The sequence below is a fragment of the Tenacibaculum skagerrakense genome, assembly GCF_004345825.1.
GTDB classification, from domain to species: Bacteria; Bacteroidota; Bacteroidia; order Flavobacteriales; family Flavobacteriaceae; genus Polaribacter; species Polaribacter skagerrakensis.
The window spans coordinates 93,857-112,859 of record NZ_SLXM01000003.1 but is presented as its reverse complement, the minus strand read 5'-3'; the positions used below and the strand labels follow the sequence as shown (position 1 = coordinate 112,859).

Here is a 19,003-nt window from a genome sequence, read left to right as displayed (position 1 = left end):
AACATGAATGTACTGTTTGTTTTAGGTGGTGGTAATTTAAACACCCAAATTGCTCAAGTTGCTTTATTTCTTGGTCTTAAAGAAAAAGGTGTACATATTTACTTAATTGGTCCAATTACAGATGATGTTCGTGAGTTTATTTCTTCACAAAACCCAAATGCTACATTTTTAGATGTATATCCTAAGAAAAAAATAGATGCTGAATATCAAGAAGCCTTTTCAGAATTAATAATTCAACATACTATTGATCTAGTCCATTTTATTAGCGGAAAAGCTGCTAGAAGTGGATTAATAGCATTACGTAAACACCCTGAAGTTAAAACAGTTATTTACTTTGGTTCTGTAAGTTTACACTGGTACGATCCAAGTTCTTATTTGACCTATTTAAACCCTAGGATTGATGCAATTATTGGTAATAGTAATTTTGTTTACAACCATGTAAAAAAGCAACTTTTCGGCAAACATAAACAAAAAGCTATTCGCATCTTTAAAGGATATAGTTCTGAGTGGTTTTCTGACGTAAAATCCTTTGATTACACACAAATTGGAATTCCAGAAGATGCTGTTGTTGTGTGTTCTATAGGAAATCATAGAAAAGTAAAAGGAACTAGGTATTTCTTAGAATCTTCTAATTTTTTAGATTCTGAAAAAGAAATTCATTATGTGTTAATAGGAGAAAATACAGACGCTCCACACATAGATAGTATCAGAAAAAATAGTAAGATTAGTAATCGTATTCATGTTTTAGGAAAACGAAATGATGTTCCTAATTTACTTGCCGGTTGTGATATGTATGTTCAAACTTCTTTAAGTGAAGGTTTTGGAAGAGCAATTAGTGAAGCCATGAGTATAGGTAAACCTATTATTATGACCAATGCTGGTGGATGCACAGAACTTATTGATGAAAACTCTGGTATTGTAGTTCCTTTAAAAGATTCTAAAGCAATTGGAAAAGCAATTTCAAAATTAGCTAATGATTCAGTATTGTGTAAACAAATGGGTAAAAATGCTAAAAACAGAATCTTAAATGTGTATAGCATTGAAAGAACTGTAAACGAAACATTAGATTTGTATAAAAAACTACTTAGTGAGTAATATTGTAATTATAACAGGAGGAAGTAAAGGAATAGGATTTGCATTGGCTAATAAGTATGCCGAAGAAAAGTATATAGTTTTTACTCTTTCTCGATCAATTACAGAAAATAAAAACCTAAAAGAAATAGCTATTGATTTATCCGATATTAAGTCTGCAACTAATAGCTTTACTAAACTTTTAGAAGAAATTAAAGAATTAAATCCTGCATCAATAACGTTAGTTAATAATGCTGGAAGGCTAGGAAAAATTGGTAATTTAGAAACCATTCCATCTGATGATATTCATCAATCAATTTTATTAAACACAACTATCCCTTTAGTCTTATCTGGTTTATTTATTGATAAACTTTCAGAAACAGATTGTAAAAAACAAATAATTTCTATTTCATCGGGAGCAGCAACTAAACCATATAGTGGTTGGAGCGTTTATTGTAGTTCAAAAGCTGCTATTGACATGATGACAGCAACCATAGCACAAGAACAAAGTGAATTAAAAAACGGTGTAAAAGCTTATGGAATTCGTCCTGGAGTTGTTGATACTAATATGCAAACTCAAATACGTAACACTTCTGTTTCCGACTTTAAAAATGTGCAGCGTTTTATCGATTTAAAGGAAAACAAAGAATTATACACACCCGAATTTGTAGCACTCCGTATTTTTGATTTAGATACTAAAAGCAAATTAAAAAACGGAAAAACTATAGATTTAAGAGATTCGTAAAATAAAAAAGCCTCACAAATGTGAGGCTCTCTATTAATCTAATTTCTTAGCATTCTTTACTTTTTGCTTTGTAAGTGCGATATCAATTACTTCACTCATTTCAGTCACATAATGGAATTTCAATCCTTTTAAATAACTTTCTTTAATTTCGTCAATATCTCTTTTATTCTCAGCACACAAAATAATTTCTTTGATATTAGCTCTTTTTGCTGCTAATATTTTCTCTTTTATTCCGCCAACTGGTAATACTTTTCCTCGTAACGTAATTTCACCAGTCATTGCTAATTTATTTTTTACTTTTCGTTGGGTAAAAACTGAGACTAAAGAAGTCAACATTGTAATTCCTGCACTAGGTCCATCTTTAGGTGTAGCACCTTCAGGAACATGAATATGTACATCATAATTATCAATTATTTCTGGGTTGATTCCAAACAACTCAGCATTAGATTTGATATACTTCATTGCAATCGTAGAAGACTCTTTCATTACAGTACCTAAATTACCTGTAATAGAAAGATTTCCTTTTCCTTTAGATAAAATTGATTCTATAAATAATATATCTCCACCAACACTTGTCCACGCTAAACCAGTAACAACACCAGCAGTGTCATTATTTTCATACTTATCACGCTCTAACCTTGCTGGACCCAAAATAGTCTCTATATCTTCATTAGTTAGCGTAACGTTATACTCATCTTCCATTGCGATAGATTTAGCAGCAAAACGGACTACTTTAGCTACTTGCTTTTCTAAACCACGAACTCCCGATTCTCTAGTATATCCTTCAACAATCTTTTCTATTTGAGCTTTTCCTAACTTTAAGTGTTCATCTTTTAGTCCATGCTCTTTTAATTGTTTTGGTATTAAATACTTTTTGGCAATTTCTACCTTTTCTTCAATCGTATATCCAGTAACATTAATTATTTCCATACGATCTCTTAATGCCCATGGAATTTGATTAATATTATTAGCTGTTGCTATAAATAACACTTTAGAAAGGTCATAACCAACTTCTAAGTAATTATCGTAAAACTCCGTATTTTGCTCAGGATCTAATACCTCTAGCATTGCTGATGACGGATCTCCTTGATGACTCTGACTTAACTTATCTATTTCATCTAATACAAATACAGGATTAGAAGTTCCTGCTTTTTTAATATTCTGGATTAATCGACCTGGCATAGCTCCTATGTATGTTTTTCTATGTCCTCTAATTTCTGCTTCATCACGTAAACCTCCTAATGACATTCTAACATACTTTCTGCCTAAAGCCTCTGCTACTGATTTACCTAACGATGTTTTTCCAACACCTGGAGGACCGTATAAACAGATTATAGGAGATTTCATATCACCTCTCAACTTTAATACCGCTAAATGCTCGATAATACGCTGTTTAACTTTTTCTAATCCAAAATGATCTCTGTCTAATATTTTTTGTGCCTTTTTAAGATCGAATTTATCTTCTGAGTATTCGTTCCATGGCAATTCTAATAATAATTCTAAATAGTTACGTTGTACACCATACTCTGCCATTTGAGGATTCATTCTTTTTAATCTATTCAGCTCCTTCTCAAATGTCTCTCCTACCTCTTTCGTCCATTTTTTCTTTTTAGCCTGAGCTTTCATTTCTTCAAGCTCCTGATCATGAGATACCCCACCAAGTTCTTCTTGAATGGTTTTTAATTGTTGGTGTAAATAATATTCTCTCTGTTGTTTATCTAAATCAGATCTGGTTTTAGATTGAATATCATTACGTAACTGAAGCTTTTGTAACTCTCTATCTAAGTTTTTAAGTGTTAAAAGCGCTCTTTCCTTTAGATTATCTTTTTCTAATAAAACCTGTTTCTGCCCAACACTTAAATCCATATTAGAAGAAATAAAGTTGACTAAAAATGAGTTTGATTGAATGTTTTTGATAGCAAAAGACGCTTCTGAAGGTAACATTGGATTCTCTTTGATAACATCCAAAGCCAATTCTTTAATAGACTCAATAATTGCATCAAATTCTTTTTGATCGTCTATCGTACGTTCTTCAATTGCTTCTGAAACTCTAGCTTTTAAATACGGTTCTTCTTGTATAAGCTCCTCAATTTCAAAACGCTTTTTCCCCTGAATAATAACAGTAGTATTACCATCAGGCATAGTTAAAACTCGTAAAATTTGGGCTACAACTCCAGTATGATAAATATCGTCTAAGGTTGGATCTTCAACCTCACTATTACGTTGTGCTACAACTCCAAGAATTTTACTTCCTTTATTAGCATCTTTAATTAATTGTATCGATTTATCTCTTCCTGCAGTAATTGGTATTACTACTCCTGGAAATAACACTGTATTTCTTAAAGGAAGAATTGGTAATTCATTAGGAACATCCTCATTATTAATAATTTCCTCATCCTCAGGCGTTAATAAAGGGATTAATTCAGAATCTTCATTTAACATATCTTGTAAAGACAAGTTGTCTAGATGTATTACTTTAGATCTACTCATATCTTAATTATCTGTCAATATGACATTATATAGCTTTCTTTATTAAAATAAAAAAGAAGTGTTAATTTATAAAAACATTGAAAAACAACAAGTTAGTAATTATTACACTCTTAATTCAATGTATGTAAGTCAATAGTTATGCCAACTACTAAATTTTAAGTAATTACGATGTAACATATCTTTATTAGATTCGTCTTATTTTTATTACTTTTTAATACTACTATGAAAACCAAACTATTATTCAGCATTTGCTGTGCACTATTCTTACTAAATTGTACTTCAAAAAAAAATACCGATGAGTTTATAAGCAATGCATCTGGTCGTTACTTTTTCAACGCAGATGAAGTTATTGAGGTTGTATTTAAAGATAAAGAGTTATATTTAAATTGGAGAAATTCTGATTTAAAGCCATTGAAAGTAAATGACAGCATATTTTATGTAAGAGAATTAAATGAAAAATTAATTTTTAACACAAAAAAACATAAAATAGTTTTAGCTGAAAAAAGGGAACATAAAGGTGAAAAATTCACTTTTTTAAAGTTAAAAAAAGGAGAAAAAACTCCTAGTGAATATTTAGAAGACAACAACTATGAGCTTGCTTTAAACGGATATAAGGAAATTCAAGAAAGAGATAGTTTAAATCCTATAATTAAAGAGCGAAATTTAAACAGAACAGGATATCGATATCTTAACAATGATGAAATTGAAAAAGCCATCAATGTTTTCAAAATAAATACAGAGTTATATCCAACCAGTTCTAATACCTTTGATAGTTTAGGTGATGCTTATCTTAAAAGTAATGATACTATTAAAGCTATCGATAGCTATAAGAAAGCGCTAAGTATTAATCCTGAAAACAGAAGTTCTATGAGAAACTTGAAAAAACTTACGGACGAGAAATAGCATGGAACATTTAAAATATCCTATTGGTAAAGTTGTAATTCCTTCCGAAATTAAAAAAGAGAATATTAAAAGTTGGATTGTAACTATAGAAGAATTTCCAACTAGATTAGAAAAGCTTGTAAATAATCTTACTGAACAACAATTAGATACGCCTTATAGAGATGGTGGATGGACAATTAGACAGGTTGTACATCATTGTTCAGATAGTCATCATAATTCTTACACTCGATTTAAATGGACTTTAACAGAGGATAAACCTGTTATTAAAGCCTATTATGAAGATCGATGGGCTGAGCTTTCTGATACTAAAGAAGGTCCAATATATTTATCTATAAATACCTTAAAAGCTTTGCATGCCAAGTGGGTATATTTTTTACGATTATTATCAAATGAAGATTTAGAAAAATATTTCATTCATCCTGATGGTAATGAAAAAGTAACCTTAAAAGAAAATATTGGAATTTATGCATGGCATTGTAATCACCATTATGCACATATTGAGAATTTAATTAAAAAGATGGGTTGGTAGCTATTTTGAATCTGGTAAAAGAATAAAAATAGCTATTCCAACAAAAACTATAATCTGTAACCATTTCAAATAGACTCCTACGTTCTGATTCTTTTTAATTAACTCTGATATAGAACCTGCCAAAATTGCTATTAGAGAAAATATTATAAATGAAACCAACATAAAAATTCCTCCTAAAACATAAAACTGTATAACTGTCGATGTAGTTATAGAAAATAAAAACTGTGGAAAAAATGCTAAAAAGAAAATGGTAACTTTTGGATTTAAAATATTCATCCAAAAACCAGTTTTAAATAATTGAAACGTTGTCTTCTTTTCTATATTTTCGGTTGAAAAAGCAATTTTAGCGTCACTTTTATAAACCATATAAGCTAGATATAATAAGTACCCCGCTCCAAATAGCTTTATAATAAAGAAAATATTTTCGTTGGCTTTTATTACTTCAGAAACACCAAAAGCAATTAATGTTGTATGAATAATACAGCCAGTTATTAATCCTAAAACAGTTGCAATACCAAACTTTTTGCCATTTACTATACTTTGTGTAAGTACAAAAATATTATCTGGACCTGGTGAAATAGCTAATGCAGCTGTTGTTAATGCAAAAGAGATTAATGTTTCAAACATGAATTAACTTCTTTTTAAAATTGCTTTATTGATTCTCTTCACTAAAGAAGGTCCTTCATAAATAAAACCAGTATAGATTTGAACTAAATCAGCCCCAGCATCGATCTTTTCTAGCGCATCTTTTTCAGAATGTATACCTCCTACTCCAATAATTGGAAAAGCTTTATTAGAATTATCCGCTAAATATTTTATTACCTTCGTACTCTTCTCTTTGATTGGTTGACCACTTAAACCTCCATTTCCAATTTCTTTTAATCTATCTTCGGAAGCTTTTAAACCTGTTCTATCTACTGATGTATTAGAAGCTATAATTCCATCAATTTTAGTTGCTGCAACTAGTTCGATGATTTCGTCTAGTTGATTTGTGTTTAAATCTGGAGCGATTTTTAATAAAATTGGTTTCTGTACTGATTTTAAGTTGTTAATTTTTTGGACTTCTGTAATTAACTCCTTTAAATAATCTGCATCCTCTAGCTTTGCATGACTTGAAACATTTGGACAACTTACATTTAGCACAAAATAATCTACATAAGGATGTAATTCTTCAAAACATTGTGTATAATCTGCTGTATAATTCTCAGGTTTTGTAGCAGTGTTTTTACCAATATTACCTCCAATAATTACCTTACCTTTATTCTTTTTTAATTGCGTTATTGCTGCTTGTAAACCTTCATTATTAAACCCCATTCTATTGATAATTCCTTTATCATCTTTTAATCTAAATAAACGCTTTTTAGGATTTCCTTCTTGGCCTTCTGGTGTTACAGTACCAATTTCAATAAAGCCAAAACCGAAATCAGCTAATTCATTATATAAAACTGCATTCTTATCAAAGCCTGCTGCTAACCCAACCGGATTTTTAAATGTTAACCCGAATAAATTACGCTCTAACTTCTTGTTATTCAACTGATATAAACTTCTAAAAATTGAACTTACAAAAGGTATTTTAGATAAAACTTTTATCAATGAAAAAGTAAAATAGTGGATTTTTTCAGGATCAAAAAGAAAAAATATCGGACGTATGATTAATTTGTACATTACTTTTATTTTATAAAAAAAGCTCCCAAAAGGAGCTTATATTATCTTAATTCTGCGCCAACATTCTTTTCGAATGTTTGCTGTAATTTTTGCATTATTTTATCTATCTGCTTATCGTTAAGTGTTTTATCTTCATCTTGTAACACAAAACTTACTGCATAAGATTTTTTACCTTCAGGTAGATTTTTTCCTTCATAAACATCAAACAAATCTACTTCTTTTAACAATTTACGTTCAGCTTGAAAAGCTAAGTTATATAAGTCTTTAAACTCAACTTTCTCATCTAACAATAAAGCTAAATCTCTTTTTACAACTGGGAATTTTGCCAAATCACTTACTTTAATTTTTTTATTTCCAACCAACGGTAAAATAACATCCCATTTAATATCAGCAAAAACAACTTCTTGTTTAATAGAAAATTCTTTTAAAATAGCTCTTTTTACTACACCAAAATCTACCAACTTAGTTTTTCCTAAACTCAACGTTAACCCTTCAGAGAATAAGTCAGATTTAACCGGAGTAGTTTTAAAGTTAGCTAAACCGATTCTTTCAAATAAGCTAGTTAACACTCCTTTTAAATAAAAGAAATCAGATGGTTTATTCTCTAAAGTCCAAGTATCTTTTACTCTATTTCCTGTAACAAATAACGTTAAATGCTTTTGCTCTTCATATCCACTTTCATATTTGTGATATGTTTTACCAAATTCAAAAAACTTTAAACTGTTGTTTTTTCTATTAATGTTATATGCTATGCTTTCTAATCCACTAAAAAGTAACGATTGTCTCATGACTTTTAAATCGCTACTTAAAGGATTCAACATTTCTACATTAAAGTTTTCATTTAAATCCTCCGATAATTCAATATAATCTTCTTTAGTTAAAGAATTTGACATCGTTTCGTTGAATCCAACTGCTACTAACTGATTAGCAATAGTGTTTTCAACTTTTACTTGTATATCGTTATCAAATGAAATTGACGCATTTAACTTATGAGAAAACTCGATATTGTTATATCCATAGACTCTTAAAATCTCTTCAATAATATCAGCTTCTCTTTGAACATCAACTCTATAAGATGGAATTACTAGACCTAAACCGGCTTCCGTAACACTATTAATTTTGATTTCTAAAGAAGCTAAAATCTTCTTGATAGTTTCTTTAGGAATCTCTTGACCGATTAATCTATAAACACTATCAAAAGATAAAAACACTTCAAAGTCATTTACCTTTTCTGGGAAGAAATCTAAGATATCTGAAGATAATTTTCCTCCTGCATATTCTTCAATTAACAAAGCAGCTCTTTTCAATGCATACTTTGTTTGATTGATATCAATTCCTCTTTCGAAACGGAAAGAAGCATCGGTGTTTAACCCATGACGTTTTGCTGTTTTACGAATAGCAACTGGATTAAAATAGGCGCTTTCTAAGAATACAGTGGTAGTATTTTCTGTAACTCCTGATTTTAAACCACCAAAAACACCTCCAATACACAAAGGATTACCTTCAGCATCACAAATCATAATGTCCTCAGAAGATAATTCTCTTTCAACTTCATCTAATGTGATAAACTTAGTTCCTTCTTCTAATGTTTTAACAACTACTTTATTTCCTCTAATTTTAGATGCATCAAAAGCATGTAAAGGCTGACCTAATTCATGTAACACATAATTTGTAATGTCTACAATATTGTTCTTAGGTGTAATACCAATTGCCTTTAACCTATTTTGAATCCATTCTGGTGAATCTTTTACTTCTACATCAGTAATAGTAATACCACAATATCTAGGAACTAATTCTTTATTTTCAACCTCAATATCAATCTTAAGTCTTCTCTCATCAACATGAAAATCAGAAACAGAAGGTGATATTAATTCAAGATTTACATCTTTTTGCATTAAACCAGCTCTTAAATCACGAGCAACACCATAGTGACTCATAGCATCCGCACGGTTTGGTGTTAAACCAATTTCAAAAACATGATCCGTTTCTATATTAAAAACTTGAGCACAAGGAGTACCAGGAACTAAATCTTCGCTTAAAATCAAAATTCCATCATGACTGCTTCCTAAACCAAGTTCATCTTCGGCACAAATCATTCCGTGACTTTCCTCTCCACGAATTTTACCTTTCTTTATTTTGAAACCTTCCCCTTTTTCATCATATAACATTGTTCCAATAGTAGCAACAGGAACTTTCTGACCAGCATCTACATTTGGCGCACCACAAACAATCTGAACAGGTTCACCTTTTCCTAAGTTAACAGTGGTAACTTTTAATTTATCTGCGTTAGGGTGTTTTTTACATGTTAAAACTTCTCCTACTACAACTCCCTCTAAACTTCCCTTAATACTTTCCTTTAACTCAATACCTTCAACTTCTAACCCAAGATCAGTTAATAATTCTCCTGTTTTTTCAGGAGACCAATCTAATTGTAAAAATTGTTGTAACCAGTTATACGATATCTTCATGTTGTTTTTTCTCTTTTGGCTTGCAAATTTACACTTTTATATAGAAATAATAGACAATTTTAGCGATATATAACTTTACTCTTAATTTTAGACTTAATTGATAATAAGTATGTTAATAACTTATTAATTCATAATGTTTTGTTAATATTTTGTTAACATAAACTAATGAAATTTGCTTGGTTTTAACAAAATAAAAAATGAGAAAATTACTACCCTTACTCCTACTGATACTCTCGCTATCGGTAGAAGCTCAAATTCCGTCGTACTATAACGATGTAAATTTAAGCTTAAACGGTTCGGCATTGAAAGACGAACTAGCTACCAAAATTATTTCTACACACAATATTTTTTTAAGCTATACTCCAGGTGTGTGGGATGCTTTAAAGCAAACAGATTTAGACCCGACCAACTCTTCTAGAGTTATCTTAATTTATGGTTGGAATGATTCGGACTCTGATATCACAAATGATAGAACAAGAGGAAGAGATCAAAATGGAGGAAACTCTGGAGACTGGAACAGAGAACATGTATATCCTAAATCTTTAGGGAATCCTGATTTGGGAACTTCAGGTCCAGGTTCAGACGCACACAGTTTACGACCTTGTGATGGTTCTAGAAATTCCTCAAGGAATAATAGAAAATTCGCAGCTGGTAGCGGAGTTGCTTCTTACATTACGCCAGAAGGATACTGGTATCCTGGTGATGAATGGAAAGGTGATGTTGCCAGAATGATGATGTACATGTACTTGCGCTACGGAAGTAGAACTTTACCTACCAATGTTGGGGTTGGTAGTTCTGTACCTACTGATACAAATATGATTGACTTATTCTTACAATGGAATGCAGAAGATCCTGTATCTGATTTAGAAAAACAACGTAATCCGATTTTACAAGTTGAACAAGGAAATAGAAATCCGTTTATCGATAACCCAGCATTTGCTACTCAAATTTGGGGTGGTCCGCAAGCTGAAGATTTATTCGGTAATACTGGTGGAAACGACACACAAGCTCCTACTACTCCAACCGGATTAGTTGCTTCTAGTGTAACACAGAGTACTGTTGATTTATCGTGGTCTGCATCAACAGATAATATCGCTGTTTCTGGGTATACTATTTTTAGAAACGGAACTCAAATTGCAACTACACAAAATACTAACTACACAGTAACTGCCTTAAGCTCTGGAGTTACGTATTCTTTTTTTGTAAGAGCATATGATGCCGCTGGAAATACTTCTGGAAATAGTAATACTGTTTCAGCAACTACACAATCTGGCGGAGGATCTGGAAACGGAAATGCTTCAGACTTATTAATCTCTGAATATGTAGAAGGATCTTCTTACAATAAAGCTATTGAAATTGCTAATTTTACTGGAGCTTCGGTTGATTTATCTTCTTATTCTTTAAGAAAAGCTACAAATGGTTCAGGTAGTTTTTCAAGTATTTTAAATTTAAGTGGTCAATTAGCAAACGGACAAGTATATATAATTGCTAATACAAGTGCTTCTGCTGCTATTACTAGTGTTGCAAATATTACCGAAAATAGTGTAACTACCTTTAATGGAAATGATGCCATAGGTTTATTTAAAAATGGCGTTTTAATTGACTTGGTAGGAAATCAAAGTAGCAGTGCAACTTTTGCACAAGATGTTACTTTGAGGAGAAAGTCTTCAATAACTGCTCCAAATAGTAGTTATGTAACTTCTGAATGGGATACATTTACGATAGACACTTTTTCTGATTTAGGAACTCATACAATGGATACTGCTGTAGCGGATACAACTGCTCCATCTACTCCATCTGGATTAATTTCTTCTAACACTACTCAAACATCTACGGATTTAGCTTGGAGTGCTTCTACTGATAACGTTGCTGTATCTGGATACGATGTATACCAAGGAAGTACTAAAATTGCAACTGTAACAACAACAAGTTACTCAGTAACTAATTTAACAGCAAATACTGGTTATAACTTCTCTGTTAAGGCTTTTGATGAAGCTGGAAATGTTTCAAACTCTAGTAATACAGTTAGTGTAACTACATTACCTGAACCATCAACAAATGGAGATTTAATTATTTCTGAATATGTTGAAGGATCGTCAAACAATAAAGCTATTGAAATTGCAAACTTATCTGGAGCTACGGTAGATTTATCAGAATATTCTTTAAGAAAAGCAACTAATGGTTCTGGAAGTTTTACAAGTGTTCTAAATTTAAGTGGACAATTAGCTAACGGTGATGTTTATGTAGTGGCGAATTCTAATGCAACTGCTGCCATTATAAATGTAGCTAACATCACTGAAGCAAGTATTACTACTTTTAACGGTAATGATGCTATCGGTTTATTTAAAAACGGAGTTTTATTAGATTTAATAGGAAATCCTAGCAGTAGTGCTAATTTTGCTCAAGATGTAACATTACAGAGAAAATCTACTATAACTTCTCCTAACGCTACTTACACAACTTCTGAATGGGATGTTTTAAGTGTTGATACTTTTAGTGGGTTAGGTAATCTTAATAATGGTGGAACTAACCCAACGGGACCAGTAGTTTTATCTGAATCTTATTTTGAATCAGGATGGGATAATTGGACTGATGGTGGTAGTGATGTTGACAGATATTCTGGAACTCGTTCTTTTGAAGGATCTTTTTCTATTCGTTTAAGAGATAATTCAGGAACGGGATCAGCTATGACTTCTGAAACTTATGATTTAACTACTTATGATACCGTAGAAGTTGATTTCTATTTCTATGCCTATAGCATGGAAACTGGAGAAGATTTCTGGTTACGTTACTATGATGGAAGTACTTGGCAAACTGTAGCTGTTTGGGCTAGCGGAACTAATTTTAATAACAGTACTTTTTACAATGCAACAGTTACTTTAAATAAAGCTGATTATAATTTTGCTTCTAACGCACAATTTAGATTACAAGCAGATGCTTCGAATAATAGCGATTATATTTATATAGATCAGGTTACCATTACAGGTACTTCTGGTACTGCAGCAAGATCTACAAATGCAATAGCTGCAACTACTTTAACAGAATTAAATTACGTAAACACTGATGAGTTTGATGCTTTTGAAGGTGACTTTAAAATGTATCCTAACCCAGTGGCAGGTAATTTTATTACTATTCAATTACAAGATAGAAACGTTGAGAACGTAACATATACCATTACTTCTATTTTAGGACAAGTTATAACAACTGGAAACCTAGAAGAAAATCACATTAACGTAGGTACACTTAAAACTGGAGTGTATTTACTAGAAATTAATGATGGAGAAGAAAGAATGACTCAAAAGTTTATAAAGAAATAAGTTTGCAAGCTTTATAAATAAAAAACTCGGAAGATATCTTCCGAGTTTTTTTATGCTTTAAAACTATTTTGTTTGTTTAAGTATTCTTTACTTTTAAAATAAAGAAGTAATAATTTCTTTTATCGTTATTCCTTCAGCTTCTGCTTTATAGTTCTTAACAACTCTGTGAGACAAGATTGGAACTGCAATAGCTTGAACGTCTTCAATATCTGGTGAGTATTTGCCATTCACAGCAGCATGCGCTTTTGCAGCTAAAATTAAGTTCTGTGAAGCTCTTGGTCCAGCACCCCAATCAATATACTTTTTTACCATATCTGTAGCTAAATTCGAGTTTGGTCTTGTTTTACCAACTAAAGAAACTGCATACTCTATTACGTTATCTGCTACAGGAATTTTTCTTATTAGCTTTTGAATTTCAATGATTTCAGAAGGACTAAATAAAGAATTAACTTTTTGCTCATTAATCGAAGTCGTACTTTTAACAACTTCAACTTCTTCTTCAAACGAAGGATAATCTAAATTAATAGAAAACATAAAACGGTCTAACTGAGCTTCTGGTAAAGGGTAGGTTCCCTCCTGCTCAATTGGGTTCTGCGTTGCTAATACAAAGAAAGGCAAATCTAATTTATAATGATTTCCAGCAATTGTAACCGATCTCTCTTGCATCGCTTCTAATAAAGCAGCTTGAGTTTTAGGTGGTGTTCTGTTAATCTCATCAGCCAAGATGATATTGGAGAATATTGGACCTTTAATAAATTTAAACTTTCTAGTTTCATCCAAAATTTCACTACCTAAAATATCAGAAGGCATTAAATCTGGTGTAAACTGAATTCTGTTAAAACCTAAACCCAAAGAATTAGAGATTGTGTTTACTAACAATGTTTTGGCCAAACCAGGCACTCCAATTAACAGAGAATGTCCTCCACAGAAAATGGATAATAATGTAAAGTTAACAGCTTCGTTTTGCCCTATAATAACTTTACCTATTTCTTGTTGTAATTGGGCGTATTTTTTAACAAGATTATCTACCGCTGTAACTTCAGACATATATTCTTAGTTTTCTTTTTTCCAATTAGCTTTAAAAGTACATTTTTTATAGTCTTCTCCAAGCTTTATATAGGTTTCTAATATTTTCTCTTTAGACCACTTTTCTATAGTTTCTTCTTTTTTCTTAGCTAATGCTAACTGTTGAACCTTCACATAATCTTTCACCAAATCTGCAGTATGTGTATTGGTTCTGTTTTTCATTAAAATTAACATATACATTTTCTTTTGAGTATTTGTTTCTTCGTAAAAGACCTCCGAATACTCTCCTGTTTGTAATTCATTAATTCTACCATATAAAGCAGGGTCCATACGTGTTAATTCCCATGTTGGTTCACCAGTGTAAGGATTGATGTAAAGTCCATCACTATTTTTAGTATCCTCATCCTGTGAATATTTTTTAACCGCTTCTTCAAAAGTTATCTTTCCATCGACTAATTCCTGTCTTACTTTTTCAAGTTGATCTTTTGTCTGTTTAAGCTTTTCATCGGTAACTTGAGGCATGATTAAAATATGAGAAACCTCTCTTGCTTTACCTTTAATTTTATGAAGTAATACAATGTGATACCCGAAATCTGTTTTAAAAGGCTCCGATATTTGTCCTTCATCCAGACTAAACACCACTTCTTTAAACTCTCTAATAAACTGCGTTTCTTTTGTTACTGGTCCTAAAAACCCTCCAGTTTGACCAACATTTGGCTCATCAGAATTGATAATAGCTTTTAACTTAAAACTAGCACCATCTTCAATAATTTGTCTTCTAATTTCAGTTAACTTGTCAATTACTCTTTTATTTTCTTCTTCTGTAGGTTCAGCTTTTATAACAATCTGTGCCAATTCTACTTCAGCTGGAAACTCAGGAAGTTCTTCCTTTTCTTTTAAACCGTTGAAGTATAAACGTACTTCTTCTGGAGTAACATCAACATCTTCAGTAACTTTAGCTTGTTCTTTTTCTATTAAAGTATTTTCCTTTTGTACACGAGACAATTCCTTCTTAAGATCATCTATATCGTTAAAACCATACGCGGCAACAACTTTATCTACCGAACCATACTCTTGAGTAAAATATTGAATACTTCTATCGACTCTAGAATCAATTTCAGATTTTGAAACTGTTACACTATCTACAACAGCATGATGCGCTAAAAGTTTCTGTTGCATTAATTCTTCTAACATTTCACAGTTAGAAATCTTAATTTTTCCCTCACTCCTAAGTTCTACTTCTTGTTTAAACTTTTCAATATCTGAATCTAAAACAATATTCTTACCAACTACAACGGCAACTCCATCAATTTTTACTTTTTGTGCAAACAAATTAGCAGTTGTAAACATCATAAAAAGTGAAAGGCTAATACTCTTTAAATTCATTATTTTTAATTGCATCATTAATCAACGTTTTTTCTATATCTCTAACTAATTCTATCTTACGTTTATGTAAGATTAATTGTTTAATATTATTTTCTATGTAACTCAGTGGAGCAATGTCGTTTCTTAGCAAAACATCGTTCACAGCGACCAAATATACTCCTAAACTATCTTCCCTCTTTATGAATTTTGATTTTTTTAACAAATTTTCTTTCGCTTCATATCTAAAAGGTGGAATTTTTTGAAGAACATTGTCATAAGTAGTCCAAGAAGAATCTCTTAATTGATAATCTTTAAAATTAATTGTTAACGACTCTAAATCTTCTAAATCTTCTTCTTCTTCAGATTTAAATTTCTCGATAGCTTCCTTTTTGTCTAAAAAGTCGTTTCCAAAGTACACGTATTTTATCTGTAACAATTCTTCATTAAGCTTAAAATTCTCTTTATTATTTTCATAATAGGTAAGAATTGCTTCTTCAGTTACAATAGTATCTAACTGTTGCTTAATTAAACTTTCTTTATAACCATTTATATAAAGGCTTTGCCTGTAGGTTTTAATTAGATCGTCTATTTTTTTACTGTTAACTTCCGAAATATTTTCTTCTGCTTTTTGTAATAAAAGTTGTTGTTTTGCCCAAGTATTTATGTAACTCTTAGCTAATACAATACTATCATTTCTTGAAATTCCCCTAGGAATAACACCAGCTAATTCTGATAAATACAAGTTTGTTTGTCCTACTGAAGCTACAATAGGCTCTTTACGTTCTTCTTTTTTAGTAAAAAGATCAAGAGATTTTAATTTGTCACAAGAACCAATTACAAAAAGACTCAAAAAAATGATAACAAATTTCCTCACGTTTCTTTTTTTATTGATTGTAATACTTTTTTAATTTCTTTAAAACTTTGTTATTAATCTTAATAGTGTTTTCTTTCTTCAAAGCCGTAAGCCACTCTTCTTCTAAATATTTTTGATAATCATTAATTACTTCTCCTTTAATATTTTTGATATCCTCAGATTTGTAGTTTGATTTGTTTTTTTCAAAATAACTTGTCAATCCTTCATCATCTTTTTGAGAAGCATCCCAGATTTTAGTTTTCATTAAATCGAAAAGTAAAAGTCCGTCTTTATACTCTTGTAAGGTATTTTTATATTCAGGATACAGATTCACCAAATCCTCTTTGTAATAATTTAATACTTGATCATCTTCAAACTTACTCCACAACTCTTCAATACTTAAATACTTCTTATTCTTTATATAGTCTAAAAATTCTTTAAGAGGAATGGTATTTTCTTCAATCGTTAAAATAGCATTCTTTTTATCCTCGTCTGAAAACTGAAAATCTCTGTTTAAACTAACCTGATTTAGAATATCTTTATGAACAGTAACTTTGTATTTAGATTTTAAATCCTTTATTAATTTCTGCATAGAAAGCTTTCCTCTGTTACTAGTTCTAATTCTAGCTTCTAATTCAGATTTTAATTCTTTTAACGGTTTAACTGGATAATTCTTAAGTAGCTTAACAATATGCCATCCATATCTAGTTTTAAAAGGCTCGCTAATGGCTCCCTCTTTTTCTAATTTAAAAACTTCGTTTTCAAAAGAAGGGACCATTCTACCTGATGAAAACTTTGGTAAAACTCCACCATTAACAGCAGATCCTTTATCTTCTGAATATTTTTTGGCTAATTCTTCAAAGGACTCTCCTTTTTGTAATTTCTGGTAAACTGAATCTATTTTAACTTTTCCTATGATGCTATTATCTCTAGCTAAAATATGTGCAACTTCAAAAGCTCCTTTTGATTTTCTCTTATCAGTTACTTTTACTATATGATAACCAAACCTAGTTTTAAATGGCTCAGAAACATTCCCTACTTCGGTGTTATAAGCAGCGTTTTCAAAAGGATATACCATTCTAAACGCAGAAAAATAACCTAAATCTCCACCATTCATTTTAGCTGAAGGATCATCTGAATACTCACGTGCTAACTTGTCGAAAGATTCTCCTTTGTTAATTCTATCTTTAATAGAATCTAAAATACTGATGATTTCAGTAGTATCTCTTTTAGTACTTTTCTTAGAATACGATATAAGAATATGACTAGCTCTAACTTCTTCTGTAGTTCTATTATATGCCTCTTCTAACAATGCTTTCTTAAAATCTTCGTCTTGAAGATAAGGAGTCATTAATTGATTCTTATAACTTCTAAACTCACTCTTATACGTTTTAGAAGTATCTAATTTAAGCTTATAAGCTTCTATCAGCTTTAATTTGTAATTTATAAAAAGAGCTAGATTTTTATCTATTCCTTTCTCACTATCGCTTATCTGATCTAAGTTTTTCTCATATACTCTTTTAAACTCAGATACATATACCGGATCATCATTAATAGTAAGTAATACTTTGTCTTTCTGAGCAAAACTCATTTTACCGAAAAACAAAAAAATAGTTGCAAAAATGATTTTCTTCATAAAATTATAACGATATGATTCCTTCAATTTTTTCGGCTCTTTGATAGTATTCTATAATTTCATCTGAACTCTTCATACTTATATGAATAGAAACACTAACATATTTACCTGTTCTTGATTTTTTAGTTTCAATTACTGCTCCTCCTTTATCAAATAGATCTTTAACTTCTTCTACTTGATTCCCATTAGTTGGAACGATAAATTTATATAAGTATTTTAAAGGAAATGTAGATGTTTCCTCTAATTTGGTTTTAAGTTTTATGTAAAAAGCCTCTCTGTCAGTCATGGTATCCCCTTTTGAATAGTTACTTTTTTCTTGAATAAATTAAGCTCTAAAATATTTAGGAGAACAAAATTACACTATTTATTACATATAACTAATGAAACTTTTATTTTTGCCGTATGCAACAAAAAATTGTTTTAATTGGTGGACCAGGCACTGGAAAGTCTTCCGTTTTAAGGTATTTAAAGCGTCAAGGATTTATGTGTATGCCTGAAATTTCTAGAGAAGTAACAAAAAAAGCTCAAGAAGAAGGAATTGAACAGCTATTCTTAACAGACCCTATTTTATTTAGTTACAAACTATTAGAAGGAAGAGAACAGCAGTATCTTGATGCTGAAAAATCAAATGACAGAATTGTTTTTTTTGATAGAGGGATTCCAAGTATTCATGCTTACATGCGCTATTTTAACACTGAATTTCCATCTGTTTTCCTAGAAAAAAGTGAACAATATCGTTATACCAAAGTTTTTCAATTTTTGCCTTGGGAAGATATTTATCGATCTGATAACGAGCGTTACGAAACTTTTGAACAGTCTGAAACCATCAGTAAATATTTAAATGAAGCCTATGCTGAATTAAATTACGAAATTATAAACGTACCTTTTGATACTGTAAGAAATCGTTGCGATTTCATTTTGAGTCATATGTAAAA

15 protein-coding genes are annotated in these 19,003 nt (G+C 30.9%); 6 read left to right on the top strand and 9 right to left on the bottom strand.

What is annotated here, in order from left to right; translation table 11 throughout:
• Positions 1–3: 3 nt before the first annotated feature.
• Complete coding sequence (locus EV195_RS06580; RefSeq protein WP_132794140.1) at positions 4–1,095, top strand: glycosyltransferase family 4 protein; 1,092 nt, start codon at positions 4–6, stop codon at positions 1,093–1,095.
• Positions 1,088–1,816 (top strand): SDR family NAD(P)-dependent oxidoreductase, encoded by a 729-nt coding sequence (locus EV195_RS06575; RefSeq protein ID WP_165915696.1) that lies wholly within the window; start codon positions 1,088–1,090, stop codon positions 1,814–1,816. The genes EV195_RS06580 and EV195_RS06575 overlap by 8 nt, the downstream gene beginning before the upstream one ends.
• A gap of 33 nt (positions 1,817–1,849) precedes the next feature.
• Here the strand turns inward: EV195_RS06575 and lon are convergent, their stop codons facing one another.
• The gene (gene lon, locus EV195_RS06570) at positions 1,850–4,306 is read right to left on the bottom strand and encodes an endopeptidase La (RefSeq protein ID WP_132794138.1); all 2,457 of its coding nucleotides are present in this window, start codon (positions 4,304–4,306) and stop codon (positions 1,850–1,852) included.
• A gap of 222 nt (positions 4,307–4,528) precedes the next feature.
• Between lon and EV195_RS06565 the strand changes: the two genes are divergently transcribed.
• The gene (locus EV195_RS06565) at positions 4,529–5,209 is read left to right on the top strand and encodes a tetratricopeptide repeat protein (RefSeq protein ID WP_132794137.1); all 681 of its coding nucleotides are present in this window, start codon (positions 4,529–4,531) and stop codon (positions 5,207–5,209) included.
• A 1-nt stretch (position 5,210) separates the two neighbouring features.
• Positions 5,211–5,738, top strand: a complete 528-nt coding sequence (locus tag EV195_RS06560; RefSeq protein WP_132794136.1) for a YfiT family bacillithiol transferase — start codon at positions 5,211–5,213, stop codon at positions 5,736–5,738.
• Here the strand turns inward: EV195_RS06560 and EV195_RS06555 are convergent, their stop codons facing one another.
• Genes EV195_RS06555 through pheT form a run of 3 tightly spaced genes read right to left on the bottom strand, consistent with a single transcriptional unit; the run spans position 5,739 to position 9,871 of the window.
• Positions 5,739–6,365, bottom strand: coding sequence for a LysE family translocator (locus EV195_RS06555; protein ID WP_132794135.1), 627 nt, complete (start codon positions 6,363–6,365; stop codon positions 5,739–5,741).
• Between the two features lie 3 nt (positions 6,366–6,368).
• Positions 6,369–7,403 (bottom strand): quinone-dependent dihydroorotate dehydrogenase, encoded by a 1,035-nt coding sequence (locus EV195_RS06550; protein WP_132794134.1) that lies wholly within the window; start codon positions 7,401–7,403, stop codon positions 6,369–6,371.
• A 41-nt stretch (positions 7,404–7,444) separates the two neighbouring features.
• Entirely contained in the window at positions 7,445–9,871 is a 2,427-nt protein-coding gene (pheT, locus tag EV195_RS06545) for a phenylalanine--tRNA ligase subunit beta (protein ID WP_132794133.1), read from the bottom strand.
• A 197-nt stretch (positions 9,872–10,068) separates the two neighbouring features.
• Between pheT and EV195_RS06540 the strand changes: the two genes are divergently transcribed.
• Positions 10,069–13,188 (top strand): endonuclease, encoded by a 3,120-nt coding sequence (locus tag EV195_RS06540; protein ID WP_132794131.1) that lies wholly within the window; start codon positions 10,069–10,071, stop codon positions 13,186–13,188.
• 93 nt (positions 13,189–13,281) lie between these two features.
• Here EV195_RS06540 and EV195_RS06535 read toward each other — a convergent pair whose 3' ends face one another.
• Genes EV195_RS06535 through EV195_RS06515 form a run of 5 tightly spaced genes read right to left on the bottom strand, consistent with a single transcriptional unit; the run spans position 13,282 to position 18,354 of the window.
• Positions 13,282–14,235 carry an AAA family ATPase gene (locus EV195_RS06535; protein ID WP_132794130.1) on the bottom strand — a complete coding sequence of 318 codons (954 nt, stop codon included), beginning with the start codon at positions 14,233–14,235 and terminating at the stop codon, positions 13,282–13,284.
• A gap of 6 nt (positions 14,236–14,241) precedes the next feature.
• Positions 14,242–15,618, bottom strand: coding sequence for a peptidylprolyl isomerase (locus EV195_RS06530; protein ID WP_243693081.1), 1,377 nt, complete (start codon positions 15,616–15,618; stop codon positions 14,242–14,244).
• Entirely contained in the window at positions 15,581–16,453 is an 873-nt protein-coding gene (locus EV195_RS06525) for a hypothetical protein (protein WP_132794128.1), read from the bottom strand. The genes EV195_RS06530 and EV195_RS06525 overlap by 38 nt, the downstream gene beginning before the upstream one ends.
• Positions 16,454–16,463: 10 nt before the next feature.
• Entirely contained in the window at positions 16,464–18,068 is a 1,605-nt protein-coding gene (locus EV195_RS06520; RefSeq protein WP_132794126.1) for a peptidylprolyl isomerase, read from the bottom strand.
• A gap of 4 nt (positions 18,069–18,072) precedes the next feature.
• Positions 18,073–18,354, bottom strand: coding sequence for a DUF493 family protein (locus tag EV195_RS06515; protein ID WP_132794125.1), 282 nt, complete (start codon positions 18,352–18,354; stop codon positions 18,073–18,075).
• Positions 18,355–18,470: 116 nt separating this feature from the next.
• Between EV195_RS06515 and EV195_RS06510 the strand changes: the two genes are divergently transcribed.
• On the top strand, positions 18,471–19,001 hold the full coding sequence (locus EV195_RS06510; RefSeq protein WP_132794123.1) for an AAA family ATPase: 531 nt from the start codon (positions 18,471–18,473) through the stop codon (positions 18,999–19,001).
• Positions 19,002–19,003 lie beyond the last annotated feature (2 nt).

What these genes read in the sequence shown, in the direction of transcription:
- EV195_RS06580 (WP_132794140.1), top strand. Translation starts at nt 4, where the DNA reads ATGAATGTACTGTTTGTTTTAGGTGGTGGTAATTTAAACACCCAAATT.
- lon (WP_132794138.1), bottom strand. Translation starts at nt 4,306, where the DNA reads ATGAGTAGATCTAAAGTAATACATCTAGACAACTTGTCTTTACAAGAT.
- EV195_RS06565 (WP_132794137.1), top strand. Translation starts at nt 4,529, where the DNA reads ATGAAAACCAAACTATTATTCAGCATTTGCTGTGCACTATTCTTACTA.
- EV195_RS06560 (WP_132794136.1), top strand. Translation starts at nt 5,211, where the DNA reads ATGGAACATTTAAAATATCCTATTGGTAAAGTTGTAATTCCTTCCGAA.
- EV195_RS06555 (WP_132794135.1), bottom strand. Translation starts at nt 6,365, where the DNA reads ATGTTTGAAACATTAATCTCTTTTGCATTAACAACAGCTGCATTAGCT.
- EV195_RS06550 (WP_132794134.1), bottom strand. Translation starts at nt 7,403, where the DNA reads ATGTACAAATTAATCATACGTCCGATATTTTTTCTTTTTGATCCTGAA.
- pheT (WP_132794133.1), bottom strand. Translation starts at nt 9,871, where the DNA reads ATGAAGATATCGTATAACTGGTTACAACAATTTTTACAATTAGATTGG.
- EV195_RS06540 (WP_132794131.1), top strand. Translation starts at nt 10,069, where the DNA reads ATGAGAAAATTACTACCCTTACTCCTACTGATACTCTCGCTATCGGTA.
- EV195_RS06535 (WP_132794130.1), bottom strand. Translation starts at nt 14,235, where the DNA reads ATGTCTGAAGTTACAGCGGTAGATAATCTTGTTAAAAAATACGCCCAA.
- EV195_RS06530 (WP_243693081.1), bottom strand. Translation starts at nt 15,618, where the DNA reads ATGATGCAATTAAAAATAATGAATTTAAAGAGTATTAGCCTTTCACTT.
- EV195_RS06520 (WP_132794126.1), bottom strand. Translation starts at nt 18,068, where the DNA reads ATGAAGAAAATCATTTTTGCAACTATTTTTTTGTTTTTCGGTAAAATG.
- EV195_RS06515 (WP_132794125.1), bottom strand. Translation starts at nt 18,354, where the DNA reads ATGACTGACAGAGAGGCTTTTTACATAAAACTTAAAACCAAATTAGAG.
- EV195_RS06510 (WP_132794123.1), top strand. Translation starts at nt 18,471, where the DNA reads ATGCAACAAAAAATTGTTTTAATTGGTGGACCAGGCACTGGAAAGTCT.